The 21,749-nt window shown below is 69.2% G+C and carries 23 protein-coding genes and 5 pseudogenes; 19 read left to right on the forward strand and 9 right to left on the reverse strand.

Annotated features, from left to right (window positions below; genetic code table 11):
• Positions 1–107 precede the first annotated feature (107 nt).
• Together ABZ267_RS07745 and ABZ267_RS07750 are read right to left on the reverse strand one after the other, a co-directional pair.
• Complete coding sequence (locus ABZ267_RS07745) at positions 108–617, reverse strand: SRPBCC family protein (RefSeq protein WP_356750460.1); 510 nt, start codon at positions 615–617, stop codon at positions 108–110.
• Positions 614–991 (reverse strand): metalloregulator ArsR/SmtB family transcription factor, encoded by a 378-nt coding sequence (locus tag ABZ267_RS07750; protein WP_356750462.1) that lies wholly within the window; start codon positions 989–991, stop codon positions 614–616. The genes ABZ267_RS07745 and ABZ267_RS07750 overlap by 4 nt, the downstream gene beginning before the upstream one ends.
• A gap of 268 nt (positions 992–1,259) precedes the next feature.
• Here ABZ267_RS07750 and ABZ267_RS07755 point away from each other — a divergent pair.
• From ABZ267_RS07755 to ABZ267_RS07790, 8 genes and pseudogenes are all read left to right on the forward strand, one after another.
• Positions 1,260–3,560: pseudogene (locus ABZ267_RS07755) on the forward strand (OB-fold nucleic acid binding domain-containing protein); the annotation flags it as partial.
• Positions 3,557–3,973, forward strand: a complete 417-nt coding sequence (locus ABZ267_RS07760; protein ID WP_356750464.1) for a hypothetical protein — start codon at positions 3,557–3,559, stop codon at positions 3,971–3,973. The pseudogene ABZ267_RS07755 and the gene ABZ267_RS07760, both read left to right, overlap by 4 nt.
• Positions 3,974–4,028: 55 nt before the next feature.
• Complete coding sequence (locus tag ABZ267_RS07765; protein WP_356750466.1) at positions 4,029–4,934, forward strand: hypothetical protein; 906 nt, start codon at positions 4,029–4,031, stop codon at positions 4,932–4,934.
• A 124-nt stretch (positions 4,935–5,058) separates the two neighbouring features.
• On the forward strand, positions 5,059–5,724 hold the full coding sequence (locus ABZ267_RS07770) for a winged helix-turn-helix domain-containing protein (protein ID WP_356750468.1): 666 nt from the start codon (positions 5,059–5,061) through the stop codon (positions 5,722–5,724).
• Positions 5,721–7,049, forward strand: coding sequence for an MFS transporter (locus tag ABZ267_RS07775; protein ID WP_356750470.1), 1,329 nt, complete (start codon positions 5,721–5,723; stop codon positions 7,047–7,049). Before ABZ267_RS07770 ends, ABZ267_RS07775 begins: the two co-directional genes overlap by 4 nt.
• Positions 7,050–7,403: 354 nt before the next feature.
• The gene (locus ABZ267_RS07780; RefSeq protein WP_356750472.1) at positions 7,404–8,045 is read left to right on the forward strand and encodes an acyltransferase; all 642 of its coding nucleotides are present in this window, start codon (positions 7,404–7,406) and stop codon (positions 8,043–8,045) included.
• Positions 8,046–8,088: 43 nt separating this feature from the next.
• Positions 8,089–8,226: a DUF6283 family protein gene (locus ABZ267_RS07785; protein WP_356750809.1), complete on the forward strand. Its 138-nt coding sequence runs from the start codon at positions 8,089–8,091 to the stop codon at positions 8,224–8,226.
• Positions 8,226–8,522, forward strand: coding sequence for a DUF6283 family protein (locus tag ABZ267_RS07790; protein WP_356750474.1), 297 nt, complete (start codon positions 8,226–8,228; stop codon positions 8,520–8,522). The genes ABZ267_RS07785 and ABZ267_RS07790 overlap by 1 nt, the downstream gene beginning before the upstream one ends.
• A 38-nt stretch (positions 8,523–8,560) precedes the next feature.
• On the opposite strand, the gene ABZ267_RS07795 is transcribed toward ABZ267_RS07790, so the two are convergent.
• The 3 genes from ABZ267_RS07795 to ABZ267_RS07805 all read right to left on the reverse strand — a co-directional run bounded on the left by ABZ267_RS07795 (position 8,561) and on the right by ABZ267_RS07805 (position 10,477).
• Positions 8,561–8,815, reverse strand: coding sequence for a hypothetical protein (locus tag ABZ267_RS07795; protein ID WP_356750811.1), 255 nt, complete (start codon positions 8,813–8,815; stop codon positions 8,561–8,563).
• Complete coding sequence (locus tag ABZ267_RS07800) at positions 8,812–9,030, reverse strand: hypothetical protein (RefSeq protein WP_356750476.1); 219 nt, start codon at positions 9,028–9,030, stop codon at positions 8,812–8,814. Before ABZ267_RS07800 ends, ABZ267_RS07795 begins: the two co-directional genes overlap by 4 nt.
• A 124-nt stretch (positions 9,031–9,154) precedes the next feature.
• Positions 9,155–10,477 carry a phytase gene (locus tag ABZ267_RS07805; RefSeq protein ID WP_356750478.1) on the reverse strand — a complete coding sequence of 441 codons (1,323 nt, stop codon included), beginning with the start codon at positions 10,475–10,477 and terminating at the stop codon, positions 9,155–9,157.
• A gap of 267 nt (positions 10,478–10,744) precedes the next feature.
• On the opposite strand from ABZ267_RS07805, the gene ABZ267_RS07810 reads away from it, so the two are divergent.
• Both ABZ267_RS07810 and ABZ267_RS07815 read left to right on the forward strand, forming a co-directional pair.
• A complete protein-coding gene (locus tag ABZ267_RS07810; RefSeq protein WP_356750813.1) occupies positions 10,745–11,629 on the forward strand; it encodes a glycoside hydrolase family 19 protein in 885 nt (294 codons plus the stop codon).
• 309 nt (positions 11,630–11,938) lie between these two features.
• Positions 11,939–12,955 carry a hypothetical protein gene (locus ABZ267_RS07815; RefSeq protein WP_356750480.1) on the forward strand — a complete coding sequence of 339 codons (1,017 nt, stop codon included), beginning with the start codon at positions 11,939–11,941 and terminating at the stop codon, positions 12,953–12,955.
• Here the strand turns inward: ABZ267_RS07815 and ABZ267_RS07820 are convergent.
• A complete protein-coding gene (locus ABZ267_RS07820; protein ID WP_356750481.1) occupies positions 12,952–13,524 on the reverse strand; it encodes a GNAT family protein in 573 nt (190 codons plus the stop codon). The genes ABZ267_RS07815 and ABZ267_RS07820 overlap by 4 nt on opposite strands.
• 575 nt (positions 13,525–14,099) lie before the next feature.
• Here ABZ267_RS07820 and ABZ267_RS07825 point away from each other — a divergent pair.
• Positions 14,100–14,849, forward strand: a complete 750-nt coding sequence (locus ABZ267_RS07825) for an alpha/beta fold hydrolase (protein WP_356750483.1) — start codon at positions 14,100–14,102, stop codon at positions 14,847–14,849.
• 59 nt (positions 14,850–14,908) lie between these two features.
• Positions 14,909–15,442, forward strand: a complete 534-nt coding sequence (locus tag ABZ267_RS07830) for a hypothetical protein (protein ID WP_356750485.1) — start codon at positions 14,909–14,911, stop codon at positions 15,440–15,442.
• 133 nt (positions 15,443–15,575) lie between these two features.
• Here the strand turns inward: ABZ267_RS07830 and ABZ267_RS07835 are convergent.
• A pseudogene (locus ABZ267_RS07835) lies at positions 15,576–15,706 on the reverse strand (MerR family transcriptional regulator); the annotation flags it as partial.
• Positions 15,707–16,177: 471 nt separating this feature from the next.
• On the opposite strand from ABZ267_RS07835, the pseudogene ABZ267_RS07840 reads away from it, so the two are divergent.
• The 5 genes and pseudogenes from ABZ267_RS07840 to ABZ267_RS07860 all read left to right on the forward strand — a co-directional run.
• A pseudogene (locus ABZ267_RS07840) lies at positions 16,178–16,774 on the forward strand (Tn3 family transposase); the annotation flags it as partial.
• A 64-nt stretch (positions 16,775–16,838) separates the two neighbouring features.
• Positions 16,839–17,060: pseudogene (locus ABZ267_RS07845) on the forward strand (hypothetical protein); the annotation flags it as partial.
• A gap of 699 nt (positions 17,061–17,759) precedes the next feature.
• The gene (locus tag ABZ267_RS07850) at positions 17,760–17,978 is read left to right on the forward strand and encodes a hypothetical protein (RefSeq protein WP_356750487.1); all 219 of its coding nucleotides are present in this window, start codon (positions 17,760–17,762) and stop codon (positions 17,976–17,978) included.
• 112 nt (positions 17,979–18,090) lie between these two features.
• Positions 18,091–19,120, forward strand: a pseudogene (locus ABZ267_RS07855) (sporulation protein).
• An 82-nt stretch (positions 19,121–19,202) separates the two neighbouring features.
• Positions 19,203–19,334: a hypothetical protein gene (locus ABZ267_RS07860; protein WP_356750489.1), complete on the forward strand. Its 132-nt coding sequence runs from the start codon at positions 19,203–19,205 to the stop codon at positions 19,332–19,334.
• A 153-nt stretch (positions 19,335–19,487) separates the two neighbouring features.
• On the opposite strand, the gene ABZ267_RS07865 is transcribed toward ABZ267_RS07860, so the two are convergent.
• Positions 19,488–19,667 carry a hypothetical protein gene (locus ABZ267_RS07865; RefSeq protein WP_356750491.1) on the reverse strand — a complete coding sequence of 60 codons (180 nt, stop codon included), beginning with the start codon at positions 19,665–19,667 and terminating at the stop codon, positions 19,488–19,490.
• 84 nt (positions 19,668–19,751) lie between these two features.
• Here ABZ267_RS07865 and ABZ267_RS07870 point away from each other — a divergent pair, with 84 nt between their 5' ends.
• Positions 19,752–19,901 carry a hypothetical protein gene (locus ABZ267_RS07870; RefSeq protein WP_356750493.1) on the forward strand — a complete coding sequence of 50 codons (150 nt, stop codon included), beginning with the start codon at positions 19,752–19,754 and terminating at the stop codon, positions 19,899–19,901.
• 4 nt (positions 19,902–19,905) lie between these two features.
• Positions 19,906–20,571 carry a hypothetical protein gene (locus tag ABZ267_RS07875; RefSeq protein WP_356750495.1) on the forward strand — a complete coding sequence of 222 codons (666 nt, stop codon included), beginning with the start codon at positions 19,906–19,908 and terminating at the stop codon, positions 20,569–20,571.
• A 634-nt stretch (positions 20,572–21,205) separates the two neighbouring features.
• On the opposite strand, the gene ABZ267_RS07880 is transcribed toward ABZ267_RS07875, so the two are convergent.
• Positions 21,206–21,733: a hypothetical protein gene (locus ABZ267_RS07880; RefSeq protein WP_356750497.1), complete on the reverse strand. Its 528-nt coding sequence runs from the start codon at positions 21,731–21,733 to the stop codon at positions 21,206–21,208.
• Positions 21,734–21,749: the final 16 nt, after the last annotated feature.

The raw sequence follows: 21,749 nt of genomic DNA on the forward strand, positions 1-21,749 counted from the left end.
TGCGCCGGCCGGGCGCTTGGGGCAGGGCAAGCAGCAGGACGCTCTCCCTCTTGGGCGACCGCCGGCCACCTGACAACCTCCGACTGATACGTGGCGACTCGTCGAACTCAGCTGAACATGTCGAGGTAGTGCTGTGCGTGGACCGGGTGGTAGTCGCCGAAGTCGACGGATGCCGGGTCACCGCCGGTCTCGGCGACGACGAGCCGGTCGAGGTAGTAGTCCCAGCCAGGGCCGACTCCGCCCGCCATCGCCGGGTCGTCGCCGACGGATTGCGCGAAGGTGAGCGTGGTGGTGCCCTCGTGCTCGGCGAGCGTAAGAGTCATATGCCAGAGAATCTTCTGGCCGGGCACCTGCGATGTGAGGACCAGACGGCGGGGGGCCTGACACTCCTGGATGGTGAAGACCTCGGCCTGGTGCTCGTCGCCTTCGTAGAGCATCCGGAAGTCGACCGAGCCGGTCGACGGGTCGCCGGTCCATTCGCCGATCCAGCGGGCCAGACGGTCCGGTTCGGTGACCGCCGCCCAGACGTCCTCGATGCCGGCCCGGAAGGTGCGGTCGAAGGCGATGCTGTCCAAACCGTCGATGGTCATGCGACGCCCGGTGGGAGTGCTGGTCATGCTGATTCCTCCTGAGATCTTCCGGTGCCGGGAGCGGCGTCGGTGCCGGCCCGGCGGTCGTGGACGGTCCTGCGGACCTCCAGGTCGAGGGCGTCGAAGGCGCGCTCGGGGATCGGAGGGCGGCGCCCGGCAAGCTCGTCGAGCAGGGCGCGGACCGGGGCGAGACCCGGGCGGGCGAGCGCGTAGTGGCGCTCGCGACCGTGGTCCTCGACGGTGGCCAGCCCTGCCTCGGTGAGCAGTCGCAGATGCTTGCTCACCGCGGGCCGGCTGATGGGGTGCCGTGCCGCGAGGTCTACCACCCGGGCCGGGCCGGAGGCGAGTGCGCGCAACAGATCACGACGTACGGGGTCGGCCAGCGCGATGAACGGGTCCACCCCAAATTGGTAACCCATTGGTTACCAATTTGCAAGTCCCTGATCCCACGGATCCAGGATTGCCAGACGGGGAAACAGCCTGGTCGCACCGGTGATCATCGGCGTTCACGGGGGCGGCGCGAGCGGACGGGGTGGCTTCCCGTGCGGCGGCGGGCGCTGCGGACCGCCTGTTGCAGGGCAAACCGGCGACTCAGGTGCCCCCAAACCCTCTTCCACCCCCCCCCCCCCCCCCCCCCCTGGCAGCCACAGAGGCGGGGGCCTGAAGCCCATCCGGGTCGCCGCCCGTGGCTCCGGAGCTGGATCCATGGTCAACCACAGCCTGTTCGTGGCCACCGCGAACCCGCTGGAGCACAACTTGCTCTTCGAGCGGTTCCTGTCCGAGCGCCGGGCCTCGCTGCCGGACATCGACATCGACGTCGAGTCCGCGCGCCGGCTGGAGGTCTACGACCGGATCATCGACCGGTTCGGGCGGGAGCGGGTCGCGGTCACCGGGATGCCCGAGACCTACCGGGCCCGGCACGCCCTGCGGGACACCGGCCTCGCCCTCGGGATCGCGCCGGCCACGGTGGACCGGATCGCGAAGTCGTTCCCGCACATCCGGGCGTGCGACATCCGCTCCGCGCTCGCGGAGCTGCCGGAGCTGCGGGAGCTGGCGGCCGATGCGGGGCGGTACGGGCCGTTGTGGGAGATCGCCGAGGGCCTGGACGCGCTGCCGCGCGGGATCGCGATGCACCCGTGCGGCGTGATCCTCTCCAACACCAGCCTCCTGGACCGGCTACCGGTCCAGCCCACCCCCGGCGGCGAGTACCCGATGCTCCAGGCCGACAAGGAGGACGTCGAGGACCTGGGCCTGCTCAAGCTCGACGTGCTCGGAGTACGGATGCAGTCGGCGATGGCGCACGCCGTCACCGAGATCCGCCGTACGACCGGGAGGGCGATCGACCTCGACAACCCCGACCACGTACCGCTCGACGACCGGTTCGCGTTCGCCCTCATCCAGGCCTCGGACACGGTGGGCATGTTCCAGCTGGAGTCGCCGGGCCAGCAGGACCTGGTCGGGCGACTCCAGCCCCGAGGTCCGCAGGACGTCATTGCGGACATCTCACTGTTCCGCCCGGGCCCGGTGCAAGGTGGGATGCCCGCTCTCTACATCGCCGCCCGCCACGGCGCCGCACCCACCTTCCCGCACGCAGACCTGGAACCGGTCCTGCGCGATACGTACGGGGTGACGATCTGGCACGAGCAGATCATCGACATCCTCGCGGTCATGACCGGCTGCGACCGCGCCCTCGGCGAAGTCGCCCGCCGCGCCCTCAGCAATAAGGAACGCCTGCCGAAGGTCGAGACATGGTTCCGGCAGCAGGCTGGCGCCCGCGGATACAGCCCGAAGGTGCTGGACGAAGTCTGGGACGTCGTCGCCTCGTTCGGCGCGTACGGATTCTGCCGGGCCCACGCCGTCGCTTTCGCCGTACCCGCGCTCCAGTCCGCCTGGCTCAAGGCCCACCACCCCGCCGCCCTGTACGCCGGACTACTGGAGCACGACCCAGGCATGTGGCCGGCCCGCGTCATCGTCGCAGACGCCCGCCACCACGACGTCCCTATCCTGCCCGTCGACATCAACAACTCGACGGCGCAGTACGCGGTCGAGCGGACCGGCTCGGGTTGGGGTGTGCGGATCTCCCTGTCCACGGTGCACGGCATCTCCGACGACGAAGTCGCCCGGATCACCGCAGGCCAGCCCTACACCTCCCTCCAGGACTTCTACGCCCGCGCCCACCCGAAACTCCCTACCGTCGAGCGCCTCATCAGCATCGGCGCCCTCGACCAGATCAAGGGCGTGGCAACACGGCGGGACCTGCTGCTGCAGGCGGCCGAGCTCCACCGCCAGGCCCGCACCCGCCCTGGGGCCGGGCAGCTCCCGCTCACCGTCGGCTTTGAGATGGCCGAGCCGTCCGGGCTGCGGGAGATGACCACCCGCGAACGGCTCGACGCCGAGCTCGGCGTCCTCAAGATCGACGTCTCCCGGCACCTCATGGAAGACCACCACCGGCTGCTCCGCGAGATCGGCGCCACCGACGCCAAGCACCTGCGCGCGATGCACCCCGGGCAGCGCGTCCTGGTCGCCGGCGTCCGCGCCTCCACCCAGACCCCACCGATCGCCTCGGGCAAGCGGATCATCTTCGTCACCCTCGAAGACGGCTCCGGTCTGGTCGACTTGGCGTTCTTCGAGGACTCCCACGAGCGGTGCGCGCACACCGTCTTCCACCACGGCCTGCTCCTCGTACGCGGCACCGTCGAAGCCCGCGGCCCCCGGCGCACCGTCGTCAGCGAGATGGCCTGGGACCTCGACGAACTCGCCACCGCCCGCGCGACCCACGGCCCCCAGGCCGTTCTCGACCTCCTCGGTCAAGCCGCCGCATCGACCCCCGCTCAGCCCTCGCCAGGGCGGACGATCCCCGATGGCACCGCAGGCGCGCGCCTGCACCCCTGGAGTGACCTCCAACCCGTCGGAACCCGATCGGCCGACCTCACCCGCTTCGGACACCGCAGCCCCGGGAGCCCGGGATGAACACCAGCAGCCGGCCACGGCCGCGCGCGATCCTACGCATCCACTTCCACCCCGCCGAACGGACCGAGGAGCTGTACGGGCAACTCCTCGCCGTCATCGACGGCCTCAGCTCCCGCGTCGAACCTCTGCCAGCCGACTGGTCCGCGTACGTCGACCTCACCGGCGCCCTGTCGTACTGGGGCCGCGACGTTGAGGGCCTGGTCGCCGTGCTCCGGCTGCGCCTGCTCGCCCTCCACGGCGTCCAGTGCTCCGCCGGCGCCGGACCCACCCGAATCCAGTGGGTTAGTCGATTCCTGCATGCCTCCGGCAGGGAACCCACCGCTCCTGGTGCCCTCCCGGTCTGGGACAACAGCGGGTTCGCGAGCGCAGGTCCTCCTGAACTGGTGGTCGCGGGAAGGGGGTGGCGGGCGTAAGGAGCAGGTGCTATTCCACATCCGGCTTCACCGTCGAGACGGGCTGCCGGAGCTGATGGAGGTACTCGGTCGGTTCACACCCGTCTTCCAGGCACTGCCTCCCTCGGCTGCGATCGCGGAGATGTCCGGCGCGCTGCGGCTGTTCGACGCCGACCCGGTCGACCTTGCGCACCGGGTCCGGATCCAGGCCCTCGCCCTGTACGGCCTGGACACGGCTGTGGGGATCGGCCCGTCCTGGTCAGTGGCGGCCATGGCCGCCACCCATGCCGGAGCCAAGGGACTGCTGCAGGTGAGGCCAGCAGAGGTCGACATGTTCCTCGGCCCGCGGGCGATTGACGACCTGTACGGAATCCGCGGCGCCCAGGTGATCCAGCTCCGGCAGCTGGGCGTGGACACCGTCGGCCGGCTCGCCGAGCTGCCCACCGCCACGGTGACGCGGATCCTCGGCCGACCGGGGACGGCTCTCCAAGAACGCGCCCGTGGTATCGACCGCCGTCCCGTCGCAGCCGGCCGCGTGATGTCGTCGACCAGCGCGCGGGCGGACTTCCCCAGCGATGTCCTCGACGGGCCCGGCCTGCGTGCCACCGCGCTGCGGCTGGCCACAGAGGTCGCCGCCCGGCTCCGCTCCCGCGGACAAGCCACGCGCACGATCACCGTCACGGTCCGCACGGTCGACCGGCGCGAACTGGCGAAGAGCCGGGTCCTGCCAGCGGCCTCCGCGCACACCGATGATGTGCGCCAGGCCGTCTACGCGGTCCTGGATGCCTTCGGACTGCAGCGCGCCCGGATCAGGCGGCTTTCGCTGACCGCTGAGGCCGTCGACAGCGCGCAGGCTCCAACGCAGCTGACCTTCGATCCTGTACGCGAAGCGCGAGTGGGTGTCGAGCCGATCCTTGACGCCATCAACCGGCGCTACGGGCCAGGCACGGTCGGACCGGCCGCTGCCATCACGGCCGCTTGAGCAGCCCCTCTAACAGAACAGGATCGCAGCGGCACTCAGTGTTACACAGCCGTGGCGTTGACCGCGAAGAATTCTTCGCGAACATCTCTTTGCGAAGAAACCTTTGCGGTCTAACGTGTGTCACATGGCTGATGCAATGAAGAGGCCGGATGGCCCGAACGATGAAGAGGACTCGGTTGTCCTGGATGCCAAGGGACTGCGTGCCTTGGCGCATCCGGTGCGCGTGCAGTTGGTCGGGTTGCTGCGGAAGTACGGCCCGTCGACGGCTACCCGCCTGGCTGAGCGGCTGGGCGTGAATTCCGGTACGGCCAGCTACCACCTCCGTCAGCTTGGCGCGGCCGGTTTCGTCGAGGAGGACACCGAGCGCGGCAACGCACGAGAGCGCTGGTGGCGTTCGGTTCACCGGACGATCTGGTTCAACGATCCCGAGCTGGCCGAGCGGGAGCCGGAAGCCGCACTGGCCTACCTGCAGTCCGTCGCGGCCACCTACACCCTGCGCACGCAACAGGCCCTGAACGGGCTGCAGACGATGCCCAGCGCATGGCGCGGCACCTTCGACATGAGCGACTGGGCCTTGCGGCTCACACCCGAGGAAACCGTCGTCCTGTACCGGGAGTTGACGGAAGTCATCGCGCGCTACCGGCGAGACACGCCAGAGACTGTGACGAGTGCCCCCGAGAGAGCCGAGCGGGTCGTCGTGATCACGCACGTCATGCCCGAATTGGATACCCCTGCCGCATCGTCGCCCCCTTCCGACCATCAAGAACCGGAAGGCGGCCCGACATCATGACCAAGGACGCCTTGGAGGCCGATGGCATACCCGGCAAGAGGTCCTTACGGCCGCTGGGCGGCGTGCTGGCGGCCATGGCCGTGTCGCTGACCGGGACGCGGATCTCCGTTGTGGCACTGCCCTGGTTCGTCCTCGTCACCACTGGCAGCGCCACCCAGACCGGACTGGTCGCCTTCTGCGAGATGACTCCCTACGTGGTGGTCAAGGCGTTCACCGGACCACTGGTGGACCGGATCGGCTCGCGGACCGTTTCCTGGACCACCGATCTGGCCAGCGCGACCGCCGCCGCCGCCGTCCCCCTCCTCCACGCTCTGGACCTGCTCTCCTTTCCCCTTCTTCTGGTCCTGGTCGCATTGATTGGCGCGGCCCGGGGTCCCGGCGATCTGGCCAAGGAGGTCATGGTCCCGGAAGCAGCTGAGCGCGGCCGGGTGCCGCTGGAGCGCGCCATGGGTCTGTCCGGCGTGATCGAGCGCCTCGCCTCCACCATCGGCCTGGCAGTCGGCGGATCGCTGGTGGCGCTGCTCGGCCCCCTGACCGCACTCGCCCTCAACGCGGGCTGCTTCGCCCTCGGATCGGTGATCATCAAGCTCGCGCTGCCTCGCGGCCTCGGGCACACGCCCGAGCAAGCCCCCGCTCCGGCCGGGAAGACGGAACCGGGCTACTGGCGGCGATTCGGCGAGGGCTTCACCTTCCTGCGCGGCGAGCCACTGCTGCTCACCGTCATCGTCATGGTCGGCATCACCAACCTGCTGGATGCAGCCTTCACCTCGGTGCTCGTACCGGTCTGGGCCAGGGAGTCCGGCAACGGGCCGGCCGCGATCGGCTTGATAGGCAGCATGATGGGGGCCGCAGCGGTCGGCGGGAGCCTGATCGCCGCGATGGTCGCGCACCGGCTGCGGCGGCGGACGGTGGTTCTCACCGGGTTCCTGCTGGCCGGGGCACCGAGGTTCCTGGTCCTCGTCTTCGATGCCCCGCTGGGAGTGGTACTCGCCGTCTTCGCGGTCAGCGGGTTCGGCGCCGGCTTCGTCAACCCCGTGCTGGGGGCCGTCCTCGTCGAGCGGGTGCCACGCCCGATGCTGGGCCGGGTCAACGCCCTCGGCGACTCACTGTCCTGGGCTGGTATCCCACTCGGCGGGCTGATCGCCGGGGCGGCGGTGACCGCTGTCGGACTTGTGCCGGTGCTGCTCACCTGTGGCGCCGCGTACTTCCTCACCACGAACCTGGCTGGACTGCGGCCGGAATGGCGCGAGATAGACCGAACACGCGGCCGGGGCGCCGTAGAGCCGCATTCAAAGGAAGGCGCCTCACAAGACAGTGCGAAGTAGCGGCTTCATGCCTACGGGAGGGGGAAGGCCCTTTGGCCTTCTTCTCCTCGCATCAGTTCCACGCGGGCAGAGCCGCAGCAAGCATGCTCTCCTGCCTTCGCTCTCCCCTCAACCACGCCACGCCCGTGTCTCTGCACGCCGATGCCGCCCTGGTGGCCGTCCCGCTTTTCCCATGCCGTGTTGGGGGTAGACCTCGACATACTGATCGCCACGGCCGTGGCCTTTAGCAGGCTAGTGCCGCATCAGCCAACGTTCGCCCTGTAGTGCCTCAGATCGCGGGTGGCACAGGTCTCGGTGAACGTGATGTCTGAAAACCGCCAGCATGCTCGCGGTCGGTCGGGCGAGAATCCGCTCATGATCGCTGAAGCGCAGGGAATCCGTATCCGGCATCGCGGGCATGAACCGCAGGTCCATCCCACCGCCTACGTCGCCCCGACGGCCACGCTGGTCGGTGATGTCCGCGTGGGGCCGCGGGCGCGGGTGATGTACGGTGCGGTGCTCGATGCCGAGGGGTCTCGGATCGAGGTCGGGGAGGCGGCGGTGATCTGCGAGAACGCGGTGCTGCGCGGGTCTGCGGTCGCCGGCGATCAGCCGGTGCTTGTCGGCGACCACGTCTTCGTGGGGCCGCATGCCACTCTGCTGGGCTGCGAGGTCGGCAGGTGCGTCTATGTGGCGACCACGGCGACGGTTCTGCAGTGCGCACGGTTGGGCGCTGGCTCGGTTGTCGCTGTCGGCGCGCTCGTCCATGCACGCACCGTTGTGCCGGACGAGTACTTCGTGCCGCCGCACACTGTGGCGCTTGACGCGCCGGTGCGGCTGCTGGCCCCTGGTGATCCGGGCTTGGCCGAGGCCGTCGGTCGGGTTGGCTTCGCGCAGGTGGCGTTCGGTGTCGACGCGGAGTGGACCGACCGGATCAGCCGGTACGAGCAGATCGCGGAGGTGCGCGTCGTCGAGTTCGGCACGCACGCGGACGATGAGGTTCTGAATCTCGGCTAAAGGGAGCAGGTCCCCGATCATGACCCTGCGACAGAATGGCTACATGTCCTCGTCACTTCGCCCTCCTTCGCAGCGTCCCTGCGAGAGCTGTCCCTATCGGCGCGATGTGCCCGAAGGGATCTGGGCCAGTGAGGAGTACGCAAAGCTCCGGCGCTACGATGCCGAAACTCCTCACATTTAGTGAGGTTGTTCCAGTGCCATCAATCCGACGCCGAGAGCGCTGCCCGGCGCGTCTGCGCTGGCTGGGCTGGATGCCACAAGGGTGCCGAACTGCTCGCCTTGCGGCTGGCGGTGCTCGAAGGCCGCATCGACGCCACCACGTACAGAGCCGTGGTCGAGTATGTGTCGCCGGTACCCCTGTTCTCATCAGGCTGTGAAGCCGCTGATCACGGTGAAACAGACATCGATGCGCCGGCTGCGGAGGTCCGCAGCCTGATCAACAAGATTGCTCGTGCGCGTAACGACCTGGTGGAGTAAGAGTTCCAAGAGGCCCTGGACCACCCCGGTCCAGGGCCTCAGCGGCTCCGCAGTCCGCGCCGAGGCGGCTTCGGGCTCCCCAGGTAGCGGGCCTTCCATCCCCGGCCGGTCTGCGTGATCAGTCCCCACCCTTCGAGGCGGCCCAGCTGGTAGGCAACGGAACTGGTGGAGGAGAGGCCGACCCGCTCACCGATCTGCCGGAGGGTCGGGGCCTGCCCGTGCTCGACGATCCAGAACCGGATGACGCGCATGATCGCTTCCTGCCGGTCCGACAGGGTGCCGTCGAACCTCAGGTCGCGCCCCGGGCCCGGCGGCCGTCAGCGGCTCGCTGCCGCAGCTCCACCCGCGCCGCAGGCGTACGGCCCGCCGGGGTGGACCAGAACAGATGCCAGTGACTCCGTACGGACAGCAGGAGCAGGCGGCGGCGCAGCTCGGTGGTACGGCGAGGGCGCGGCGCGATCACCGTCTCGTTCACCGCCCACGCCCTGAACCTCTGCGAACCACCCACCGGAGTCCTGGCGCAGATCGCGGCCAAAGCCGCCGTAACAGGGGCACACGGCCAGGCCCGACGACCTGCCGGGTGAGGAGGTGAGCGTGGTGATGGCTGCCGGGGAGCCCGGATTCCGGCACCGTCAGTCGTTCAGTGCACCCATGACCGTGCCGAGGTCGACGAACTTGAAGTTGGTCGCGGAGCGGTCGCTCTCGCCCGGTGCGTCGTGGCCGTCCTGCACGACGAGCAGACCGTTCGGATACTGCGAACCGAGGGGGGCGTTGAGCGCGGCGGCGCCGTCGCACTCCTCGGAGCCGTCAAGCCTGCTGTTCGCGGGCGCGACACGGAACCCGCCCTCGTACGGGTTGTCGTCCTTCACCTGCCGGTCGTACGCGGCGAAGGTGTTGTCGCCCTGGCTGGAGGCGAGCAGGTGACCGCCGCCGCCGGACTCGGTGACCAGCGTCAGGCCCTCGACGTCAGCGGAGAGCTTGGACCCGCCGTAGCCGGGGTCGTGTCCCGGCGTACACTCCTCGGTCTCCTCGTCATAGACCCCCGGGACACCGTACTCACGGACCTTGTCGATCAGTTTCGGCCGGCCGCCGGTCAGGTCCGCGCGCAGGCGCCAGATCCCGACGTTCTCCTGACCGGCGTAGAGGGTGCCGTTGACGGGGTCGACAACCATGCCTTCGACCTGCGGGAGTTCGCCGGGTTCGCCGCAGGGAGACCACGAGGTGCCGTTGGGCAGCCGGAACGTGGAGGGAAGGTTCAAGGTCCGCACCGTGCGGTACGTGATCCTTCCGGCCCTCGTCGGACGCAGTTCCAACAGCGTGATGCTGGTTCGCTCGCGACGGCTGACCAGGGCGAAGGACTTGCCGGACGTGGGATCCGTCCAGGTCGCGAGACCGTATGCGGTCCGCTGGTCGTTGATCTCGGCCTGGTTCTTCGAGAACACGGGCGGCGCGGCGGGATCGGTCACGTCGGTCAGCGGGCCGCCGACGCGGTCACGGTCGATGCGGTAGAAGCGCAGCCGGTCGTGGCCCCGGTCGCTGACGACGGCCAGGTCGGCCCGGACCGAGGAGAGCCTCAGGCCGCGTACGAGGTCAACATTGTTGAAGCGGCCAGGGGCATCGTCGGGTCCGGCGGCCGGCGGCGCGGACAGGGACTGGATTGTCCGGGCCTTCAGGTCGTAGACGCGCAGACCGCCCTCCTTGGCGGTCGCGATGACGAGGCTGCGACCCGGCGCGGCGGTGTTCCGCCAGATCGCGGGGTCGTCCGCGTCGGCGTTGCCGCCAGCTTCGTCGTCGTGCAGCACCTGCGTCTCCGCGCGAGGCGCGACGGCCGGAAGATCGCTGACGGCACGACCATGGGCGTTGGCACTGGCATGGGCAGGCGCTGCCAGAGTCGCAGTCGCGAGGGCCGACGTCACGGTCAGCGCAAGCGCCCGGACGATGGTGAAGCGAGTCACGCAAGTCTCCTCTTCGAGCGGCTGTCAGGTCCTGGGTGAGCGTGGTCCGCGTATGTGTCCGCCCGGCAGCCACCGGGCGGCCGACAGCTCCGAGTTCACGTGCACGGGCGATGAACACCGTCGGCAGGGACGGACAGGCACGGAGAACTCCTGACGAGACACACAGGGGGGCCGCCTTGACAGGTCCAGACCAATCACGCTTGGGTGGTGGTCCACCCTCTCGGCCTGCCGGGTACCCGGTGCGCCGCGCCGAAGGAGTGAGCAGTCCTGCATCGCATCAAGAGGTTCCTGACCGTACCGGCGGCCCTGGCCGCGCTCGCCGCCGGCTTCTTGACAGCGACCCCCGCCGCGTCGGCCGCCTCACCCGGCGCCGAGCCGTGCGCCCCGCTCCACAGCGCCTCGGTCGACTACCGCGCCGGGAACACCGTTTCGCACCACGGACGCAACTGGACCGCGAAGTGGTGGTCACGCAACGAGAATCCGGGTGCCGGGTCCGCCTGGTCCGACCGGGGCGCCTGCACCGGAGGGGTCTCCGACTTCGTCGTCAGCCCGGAGCGGTTCGACGAGATCTTCCCGGACCGACACCCCTTCTACACCTACCAGGGCCTGATCGACGCGCTGCACGCCTACCCGGGCTTCGCCAACACCGGGACGCCGCAGACCCGAGCCAGGGAGGCGGCCGCCTTCCTGACGCACGCGGACTTCGAGTCGGTGGGGCTGAAGTACGTCAAGGAGATCAACGAGGCCAACTACTGGCGCAAGTGCGACGACACCCAGCCCTTCGGCTGCCCGGCGGGGCGGGAGGCATACTACGGGCGGGGCCCAATCATGTTCAGCTGGAACTTCAACTACAAGGCAGCCGGTGACGCCCTCGGGCTCGACCTGCTGAACGATCCGTGGCTGGTCGAGCGGGATCCGTCCGTCGCCTGGCGGACCGCGCTCTGGTACTGGAACACCCAGAACGGCCCCGGCACCATGACCTCGCACGAGGCGATGGTCGGCGGCGCCGGGTTCGGTGAGACGATCCGTTCGCTCAACGGAGCCCTGGAGTGCGACGGCGGCAACCCGCAGTCCGTGGCCGCGCGCGTGCAGAGATACGAACGCATCACCGGCATCCTCGACGTGGCACCGGGGTCCGGGCTCATCTGCTGAGGAACCGGAGGCCGCTCCGCCCCTGGGCGAAGGGCGAAAGCGCACGCTCTGACGACCTGCCGGCCCATCGGTTTGCCGACGATCAGTGAGTTTCCCGGGGGACGGCGTGCGGCTTCGGCCGGTGGACCGTCACCTCTCCGTGGGTCGCGAGGGCGGTGGGCAGGTCGGTCGGGGCGCGTCGGAGCGTAGCGCCGAGGAACGAGAGCGAGGCGGCGGCGGTGATGCGGTGACCCTCCGTGCGGCCCAGGGAACCGACCACCCCGGGTACCGGCGGCAGGTAGAGCGGGGCGTCGGTGAAGGTGAGATGCCATGGAGCTGGACGATCCCGGCTTCCACCACAGTGTGCTGGGCGACTTCCACGATCGTCTCGCCGAGGATGGCCGTGCCGACCGCCTCCTCGACCTTGCGTTGGCCCGCCTGAAGGAGGCCGGCCTGGTGCGCGAGCGCACCACCCAGCGCACCGACTCCACCCACGTCCTGGCCACGGTACGCGACCTGACCCGACTGGAGCTGATCACCGAGGCGGTCCGCGCCGCACTCGAAGAGGTCGCCGGTCCCTCTCCTCACCTGCTGGACGAACTGGTCGACGAGGACTGGGGGCTGCGCTACGGCCGGCCGGTCCGCCTGGGGAAGAACCCCACCAGGCCCATGACCAGAATTCTTGCCGCCGGAAACGACGCCATCCGGCTTCTGGAGCACCTCTACCGGCACGGATCGGACCGCATGTTCGGTCCTCGCATCCAGGCATTGCGACAGATCATGGTGCAGAACTATCGCCGTGATGCCGCGGGACAGCTGCGCTGGCGCACCGCCGAGAAGGAAGGCGGGGCGGGTCTGCCGCCGTCGTCGCGGGCGATCGTCTTGCCCTACGACACCTCGGCTCGCTACGCGAGGCACGGACACATCAGCTGGAAGGGGTTCGCCGCTCATCTGACCGAGACCTGTGCCCCCGACGGCCCCAACGTGATCACGGATGTCGCCACCACCGCGGCCACCACCCACGACAGCCAGGTCCTGCCCGGCATCCACACCCGCCTGGCTCGTCGCGGCCTGCTTCCCGCCGAGCACCTGGTCGACGCCGGCTACACCTCCCTGTCCCACCTGGAACAAGCTGCCCGTGAGCACCAGGTCACCGTCTCCGGTCCGCTGAAGAGCAACCCCACCCGCCAGCACCGCCGCGACGAGGGCTTTGCCCGGGACGACTTCCATCGACTACGACAAGCAGCAGGTCACCTGCCCCCAGGGCGAGATCCCTCGCCTGAAGTCCTGGCGAACCCTGGGCACTTGACCTCGACCGGCCCAAGATCCCCGACAGACTCAAGCTAGCGGCCGACCGTCGGCGTGGTCGTCGGTTGCCACTCGCGGCGGAGGAGGCCGAAGACCCAGGAGTCGGAGACGTCGCCGTTGACGACGCAGTCCTCGCGGAGAGTGCCTTCGCGGACGAAGCCGAGCTTCTCCAGGACCCGGGCGGAGGCAACGTTGCGGGTGTCGGTCTCGGCCTGGACGCGGTTCAGGTCCAGAGTGTCGAACGCCCACCGCAGGACGGCGTGCGCGCTCTCCGTGGCGTAGCCGTGGCCCCACGCGGCGGCGTCGAAGACGTAGCCCAGGGACGCGCTGCGGAAGTCCGCGTTCCAGCTGGTCAGGCCGCACCAGCCGATAAACGCGCCGTCAAAGACGCGGTCGACGGCCACCCGTGCTCCCGTGCCTTTCTCCTCGATCGTCCGGCAGGTCGCGATGAAGCGCTGGGCACGGGCCGGTTCGGTCCACGGCGGGGAGTCCCAGTAGCGCAACACGCGGGCGCTGCTGTGCAGCGCATAGAGCGGCGCCGCGTCAGCGTCGGTGAACCGCCGCAGTCGCAGGCGGGCGGTATGCAGCTCGGGCGTGCGCAAGGTCATGCGGAGCATCCTGACGGTCACGCTCGCCCCCGGCCATCCGTTTATCCGGACGGTCGGGGCGCGTACGTCTCCGGTGACGCTTGTGTCGGGGCACCAGACCCCGACGGCGTCGGCCATCACACCCAGCAGGGTCGGCGTGCGCGTCGGCGACGATGCCGACGATCCGGCCGTCCAGCGGCCAGGTCTGCCGGGGAGAGCGCGGGGCTGGGGGCGGGGTCGGTGAGCGAGGTGTCGGCGGCTGGTGCGGGAAGGTCCGGCCGGCTCTCACCCTTTCGATCGCGCAGATGCCCCGGATCCTCCTCCGAACGTGGTGGCAACGAATCGCATCAGGCGACCAAGCACCGAGAACCCTTGATGACTCCATGGGCGAAGACCCAAGGAAGTCGCCTACGAAGGCGCTACGGCCGTAGGCGGCGTTCGCTCACCTCGGGGACGGCATGACCCAGATGCAGGACCTGTCCACCTCCGCGGTCGCCTGCTCGGTCGGATCGCGACATCGGCCTGGCCCCGGTGGTGAACCCCGGCTACGAGGCCCTGCCCCGGGCCCGGCACTGCCGAAGGGAGATAGTAAACAGATGGAACAGCACACCCATGCCGATCTTTTCACTCGTATCCTCGGCCCCCCGCCGTGTGCGGGTGCTCCCGCGGTGGTGCTGGTGCACGGACTCGGCTTGTCCGGACGCTATTTCAGGCCGCTGGCGCGACGGCTCGCGGCGAGTGGGGCCACCGTGCTCGTCCCGGACCTGCCGGGCAACGCGCGATCACGTACCACCATGCGCCGGATGCCCGACGTGGTGCAGACCGCCGATGCCCTCGCCGACTGGCACCGGCGGCTCGTACCGAGACCGAGCATGCTGGTGGCCAACTCGGTCGGTTGCCAAGTGGCTGCGGCCCTCGTCGCCCGCCACGCGAATCTGATCCACCGGCTCGTACTGCTAGGTCCGGCGCTCACTCCCGGGGCGTCCGCCTGGCGCCAGAGCGGCCAGCTGCTCGCGGACGCGCTCCGGGAACCGCCCTCCCTCCTCAAAGTGGCCGCGGCGGACTACCTATCGACCGGCCCCCTGCGCTTCGCCGCATCCTTCCGCCACGCTGTACAGGACGCCGACGAGGCATTCGAGGGCCACCTGGCCCGGGTCGGCGTGCCGACGCTCGTCGTACGCGGAGCCAATGACACCATCGCCTCCGAGGCATGGACCCGACGCGTAGCACGGCTGGTCACCGACGGGCGCACCACCGAGGTACCAGACGCCGCGCACGCCGCGCACTACAGCGCGCCAGACGCCGTAGCTCGGCTGATCCAGACATTCGCGGAAGAGACCTCATGAAGCCAGCGGATTCATCAGAACCGTCCCTTCCCGCCGACACCTCTGGTAGCCCTCAACCCTTGCACACCGCTTCCCAGGCACCGTCCAGCCGCACGGCTCACCGGTCGCCGTGGCTGCGCCTGCTGCCCGACATCTCCTCCGAACGCCGCGGCTTCGTCCTCGCGTGGTGGGGATTCGCCCTCACCTTCGGCGGTATGCGCCTGCTTACCTGGTTGATCCACATCGACGTGGCCGGAGTGGGAGACGTACAGGCCGGCGGTGTTCATATTCACCACTACGTGTGGGGAATCCTGCTGCTCGCGGTCGTGGGCGTGGCAGGTCTCGTGCAACGTTCAGCCCGCGCGCGTGCCTGGATGGGGCTCGCCTACGGCGTGGGCATGGCCCTGATCATCGATGAGGCGGCCTTGCTGATCAGCCTTGAGGATGTGTACTGGGACACCGACGGCTGGGTCAGTATCGCCCTGGCCATCGCGTTGATCGCCGTCGTCGGAGGCGTGCTGGCGGTGACACGCGGACGGCGAGGATCAAACCAGGACCACGACCACAGCTCGGCTCAGGACCGAAGCAAGAACCAGAGCCGGAACACAGGCTGAGACCCCATGTCCATCCCTGCAACCGGTGCGGCCGGTTTGTGCCTGTACAGCGGAGAACTGGGCCTCCGACTCCAAGATTCGTAAGAGGCGCGTTCCAACCTGCGGCGGGGCGCGGTGACCATCGTGGTCGCCCGAAGCCGAGCGGCCTCATCCGGCGAATGACCACGAGCCGCGTGTCGTCGTTCTCGGTGTAAAGGCGGAACCCGCCCTGGGAGGCGGAGGGACGACCAAGCCGATCTCCTTCCGTACGCGCACCGTCGGCACCTGCGGCTGCTGTCCCGGTCGGCAGGGTCGTGCGCCGGTCGTACGAGCTGCCTCCTCGTACGACCGCGTTGTCCCATGCCCTTCTCGCGCACTGGGCCAGCGGGATGCTGCCGTCCTAGACGAGTGCGTCGCGGTAGGGCTTGACTGCCTTGCCCAGGGGCCCGAAACTCCCGGAGACCCGTGGCGGTTCCAGGGAGACCCTGACGCAGTCATCGCGCAGACCTGCTTCCCGGACAGCATCTGGGAAGAACTGCCCGCCGAGGTCGCGGGGGCCGTGTTGTACCTGCGGATGTGCCGGTCCCAGCTGCAGGAGCCCGATCCCGAGGAGTTCGGTGAGCGCGAGGAAGTGAACGGCGCTGCGCACGCCAGGGAGCTGTTCGCTGCGGTGCTGGAGTCCGGTGCCGTCGACAAGAAGGGCTGCGGGGCCTGCCCGGCGGGTCACCTGTGCACCCGTACTGAGAATTAGGGCGCAAGACGCCGGAGGGCTCACGGTTCTCGGAGCTGGAGCGGCTGCGCCGGCCACCGACGCGGACGACGGGCACGGCGTTCGCCCGCGCGCTGGAGCGGGTGGACGAGATCGGCGCGTACCGGCTCGGGCGGCTGAGGTTGTCGCAGATCCCGCCGAACCGGATGGCGGCGCTGGCCAGTTACGCGCTGGGGTCGAAGGCGCCGCTGCTGGAGCGGGCGGCGGAGCCGAAGCCCACGGCGATGCTCACCGCGGTGATGCGGCACCTGGAGGCGAAGGCGATCGACGAGGCCCTGGACCTGTTCCAGGTCCTCATGGCCACCCGGCTGCTGAACACGGCGAAGCGCAAGACGGAGAAGGAGCGGCTGTCCACGCTGCCGCAGTTGGAGAAGGCCTCACGGGTGCTCGCGCGGGCGGCGAAGGTGTTGTTCGAGGAACTGGAGCTGGTCGAGGAGCAGGCGACGGACCTGGACGTGGCTGCGCTCTGGGCGGCAGTAAAGGAGGTCGCCCCGCGCGCCGCCGTGATGACCGCGGCGGCCACCGTGGTCTCGCTGGTGCCCGAGGACGAGAACTCGGCCGAGGTCGGCATGCGGGCCGCGCTTCGTCTTCGAAGAGGACCCGGGCACCTCCCGCCGCCTCCACCCGCTCCAGCGCCCGAAGTTCCGCGCGCTCCTCGACTACGCGCGGCCGGGCGACACCCTGCACATCTCCGAGGGGTTCCGACTCGTACGCGGCACCGGCCACATCCTCGACGTGCTCGACGTCCTCCACCGCGACCAAGTGGCGCTGCGCATCCGCGATGGCGCGTTCTCCGCGATGGACCTCACCGCCCGCCACCCGCGGACCGGCGAGCTGCTGTCCACCGTGAAGTTCATGGTGCAGAGTTGACCGATTCCGACCGTCCGAGTCGTTCGCTCAACGGTCACTGTGACCGTTCGCCGAACGAATCTGTCCGAGCCCTCCAGGCCCTCATCACGCACCGCCGCGAGCAGTAGACGGCATTCGAACGCCGATCCACCCCGGCCACCCACCACTGGTCGCACTCCGGGCACTCGACCCGCCCGGCGCCGCTGATCTCGGCCGCCACCCGCCTCCGCAGCCGCCGTTCCACCCGCCACCGCCTGGCACGACACGTCGTCGAGCAGAACACCACATCGGGCCGCGCTGCCGGCCTCAGCCGATCACCGCAGCCCTTGCACTTCCGCTCCCCAACCCGCCCGGCGCCCTTCGACACCGACCCAGATTAGGGCTCCAGGCTACCCAAAACAGGGGTTCAGACACAGGCACTCAAGCCGGTAGCACTGGGTAAATCGTCTTGTTCTGGGGCAGTAGAACAACGATCCCTGCTGGCCGTGTACCGGGCCAGGCCAGCCCTGGTCGCGACCGACCTGCCTGGGCGACGGGAGCGCTGGCCCGACAGCCGCCTTTCGGACTTTCGTGTCCAAACTACCGACCATGCACTTCGAGTCCGCCTCGTTCTCCTATGCTCTACACGCCTGTAGACAAAGGCGGGGTGCAACGGAAAGCGTGCTGCCCTGGCATGTGTGCGCGCTTCGTGGGGAGCGCGGCCTGAGGAGGGGAACGAGCGTGGCTTCGATCGATCTGGACAAGGTGCTGGACAAGGCGTGGGCGGACAAGAGCGTGCCCGAGGTGCTGGCGGCGCCGGTGTCGGCGCTTAAGGGGGTTTCCGACCGTCAGGGTGAGCTGCTGAGGGAGGCGTTCGGCATTGAAACTGTCGCTGATCTCGCGGACCTGAAGTACGTCGGCTGGGCGCAGGCCCTGGCCGCCCTGAACGCGGCCAAGTAATACCCCCTGAAGGGTGCGGTGCCGCGGACAGGGCCTTTGCCGCGGCACCGCACTCCTACGGAAGCACATTCATCTCACCGCTCACACGCAAGACAAAGGAGAGTACGACCCAATGGTGTTCAAGCGACTGCTCGGCTCGATGGGTGTCGGCGGCCCGTCCGTGGACACGGTCCTCGCTCCGGAGCCGCGCTGCCCGGCGGAACCCTGGCGGGAGAAGTTCGCCTGAGCGGCGGCCAGGCCGACTTCGACATCGAGCACATCACCCTGGAGCTGCTGGCCCGCATGGAAGCCGAGCACGCGGACGGTGAGCACGACGGTGCGGTCGTCTTCGAGCGATTCAGTGTGGGCGGTGGCTTCCGTCTGACCGAGGGCAAGCAGCGGACGGTGCCGTTCGCGATCACGCTCCCGTGGGAGACACCCGTCACCGAGCTCTACGGACAGTCGCTCGGCATCGTCCTGGGCGTACGTACCGAGCTCGCGGTCAAGGGTTCCAAGGACAAGGGAGACCTCGACCCGCTGACGGTCGGTCCCCGCCGGTGCAGGAGGCGGTCCTGGAGGCGTTGGGGCAGCTCGGCTTCGGCTTCACGGCCGCCGACCTCGAGCTCGGCGGTATCCGCGGTAGCGGTCAGCAGCTGCCGTTCTACCAGGAGATCGAACTCGCCCCGCCCCCGCACTACGCCCACCAGGTCAACGAGATCGAGGTGACCTTCCTGGCCGATCCAGCCGGGATGGAGGTCGTACTGGAGGCCGACAAGCGCGGCGGCCTGTTCTCCGGCGGCCACGACGCCCTGAGTCGGCACCGGGTCAGCCACACGGACACCGCTCGCAGCGACTGGAACGCTGTCGTCGGCTCCTGGATCAGCCAACTCGTCGAGACACACAATGCCGGCTTTTCCGACCAGCCTTACGGGCACAGCGACATCCATGGCTCCTACGCCCACAAAGACGAGCACAGCCACCACGCCCACCATGATCATAATGGGGCTCACGGGGGCGGGCACCGGTCCGGGCCCGGCATGGGCACCGTCGTCGCCGCAGGCGCGGCCGGTCTGGCCGTCGGGGTGGTCGGCGGCATGGTTGCCGCTGAAGCGGTCGATGAGATCGCGGACTTCTTCGAAGGCGACGAGGACGAGGAGGCGTAAGCCACCGGCCTCGCCGGCGGTCGTACGCCAGCTCCGGGGGCGGCCCGGCCCGGAGGGCTGGATCAGCGGCGTCGCCGAGGAGATGCTCCTGCTGCCGCGCGGCGGAGCCGCTCCGGCGCCCGGTAACCCTCTGCAGGTACGGCCGCTGCCCGTCAAGGATCCGCTGGTCGCCGCGCAGATCGTCCGCCACGCCTCCCGCCGCCGCCCGGCGTGAAGCGACCGGCGGGCACCGGCCAAACCACGTACCCACATACGTGGGTACGTACATAAACAAGTACGTACGAGACCGGCTGCCGGGGTGGATATCCGCTGCTCACAGCCGTATCCACCCCCGTATCCAGCACCATTGCCGTACGGCGGGAGCGGGTCAGCCCTCGCCGTGCGCGACCTCGTCCAGAGCCCGCAGGATCAGCCGCAGTTCGCTCTCGTCCACGGCCCGGATCACCTCACCAAGCTGCACCGGGCAGCGGGACACCAAGGAGGCAGCGGTCTCCAGCACGGCCATCTCGCTGGTGGAGCATTTGAAGGCCGACGGCCGGGAGAGCATGAGGAGCCCGATCGTGTCCCAGTCGACCGAGGGATGCGTGCCGGTCTGGACGGGCGAAGACGCGTCGGCAGCGGAAGAACTTCCGTGTGCGCGGGGCAGCCTGAGCTGTTCCAGCCGCCCGGCCCGCGCGTCGTCATCTCCTGCGCCCGCCCGGACGGCTGCGTGCTCACCGACGCCGGTTTGGAGCGCCTCGCCAGGCTCGCCCGTACGGCCACCACCAGAAAGAGTGGCTGATCACATGCCGCTGAACGTGCCCGTCACCCTCACCACGCCGCCGATAGACCGCTGGTACACGGTGCACACCGACCGCCAGCGCTGGAGCGCCGAGCAGCTCGCCGACCAGCCGGACGGCCGCGCCGCGCTGGAGACAGCCGTGCGCGAAGGTGTCCGCAAGGCGACGTCCACCTGCGCCTACGCCGGTCGCACCGAGCCGGACATCGACACCACCGAGCATCCCGACGGATCGGTGACGACGACCGGCCGCCTGCTGTGCGACGAGGCCGATTGCTACAGCTCAGCCCAGCGTCACCACTTCGACGCCGCCGAGTCGATCCAGGCCAAGGCCGCCGCCGACTGGGTCGCACAGAAGGAACTCGACCTCGCACCCGGGGGACCCGCGGTCGCCCAGAAGCGCTTCCTCTCCGACCACGAGCGGCATCAGCGACGCGCATCGCTCGGGTTCGTGCTGGCCGGAGTGCTCTGCACGACCGCCGGCGCGGGCATGGACCAGTACCACTACACCAAGCCCGCGGGCACCTCCCCCGGCATCAACCCCATCGTGTGGTTCTGGACGAACGTCGACTCCCTCTGCAACACCCTGGCGTTCCCCGCCGTCTTCGCCGGAACGCTGCTCATCATGTTCGGCGTCGGCCGCCTCGCTGTCACCAACGCCACCGCCCAGTAGATCGAGAGGTCACCGGCCGGAGGTTCAGACACAGGCACTCCGGCCCGAGTGACGGTCGCGGTGGGGCGGGGACGCAGACGGCGGTCTCCCAGTCGTGGGTGCGAAGGGTCAGGCCGGTGTCGTCGGCCTCGGTGAGCACGCCGGACTGGGCCGGGGCCGAGGCGCAGACGGTGCCGAACTCGGCGATCTTGAGTGCGTCGGCGAACGGGCCGTAGGGCGCGGTGATGTGCGCGGTCGCGTTCGGGGTGGGTTGCGTTGCGTGGTTGGCTGCCACTGCCGACCAACGAAAAAGAGCGTATCTCGCTCTACCTGCATTCGGGATGCTTCTCGGGACGTTTCCGCAGGTCATCCGGAACGAACGGGCCTTCAGGCACCCGCCCTCGCGTTCCAGCCCGGACGAGCCGTAGGGGAGCGGCGCAGGGCCGGGCGGTTCTGCTCGGCGGTCAGGTGGGAACGGGGCCGGGGAGCGCGCGACCGAACCGGGCCAGCACCTCGGTGTCGGAAGCAACAGTCAGCACGTCATGACAGTACAGAGAATCCTGAATTCAGGAAACCATGGATCAAAGGCAGGATCCAACCCTTCAAAAGCCCCTGGGAACCTGACGGCACCCTCAAGATCCCCATCAGAGTCAAGCTAGACGATGGACCGTACGGTGTGGTCGCCCGCCGAGCACGTCCAAACGGCGCCGGACGCGGTGCGGGTGGCGTGGAGGCCAGCGTGGTGGTCGGGGCAGAGCGGCCAGATGAGGCGGTCGCGGTCCGCGAGGAGGCATTGGAGGCCCTCCGCCGCTTCGGTGTGGATGTCGGCCGGGTCGATGCCCTGGACAGGTTCCGGCCCGACGTGGACGGTGCCTTCCGGCTCACGCTCGGTGGGCGGGGAGTGCCGTACGGGGACGTCGAGCCGCCGACCGGTTTCCGCGTGAACCTGCGTGAGCATCGCGGCGACGGCCTGTTGGGCGTGTGCCTGACGGTGCGCGCCGAGGAGAGGGGCGAAGTACGAGGACGGCATCGCGCCGTTCTCCGTAAAGACCGACCAGAGGAACGCGAGGGCGTCCTGGGAGGCGAGGGCGCTTTCTGGATCCGTGTCGAGTTCTTCCGACAGCGTGCGGAGCCACGTCCGGAAGGTTTCGTCCTGCGGATCTGGAGGAGTGTCTGAAGTCATGGTGTCCCCGGGCAGG

Origin of the sequence: Streptomyces sp. NPDC006174, from assembly GCF_040614075.1 — a bacterium.
In the GTDB taxonomy this organism is placed as follows: domain Bacteria; phylum Actinomycetota; class Actinomycetes; order Streptomycetales; family Streptomycetaceae; genus Streptomyces.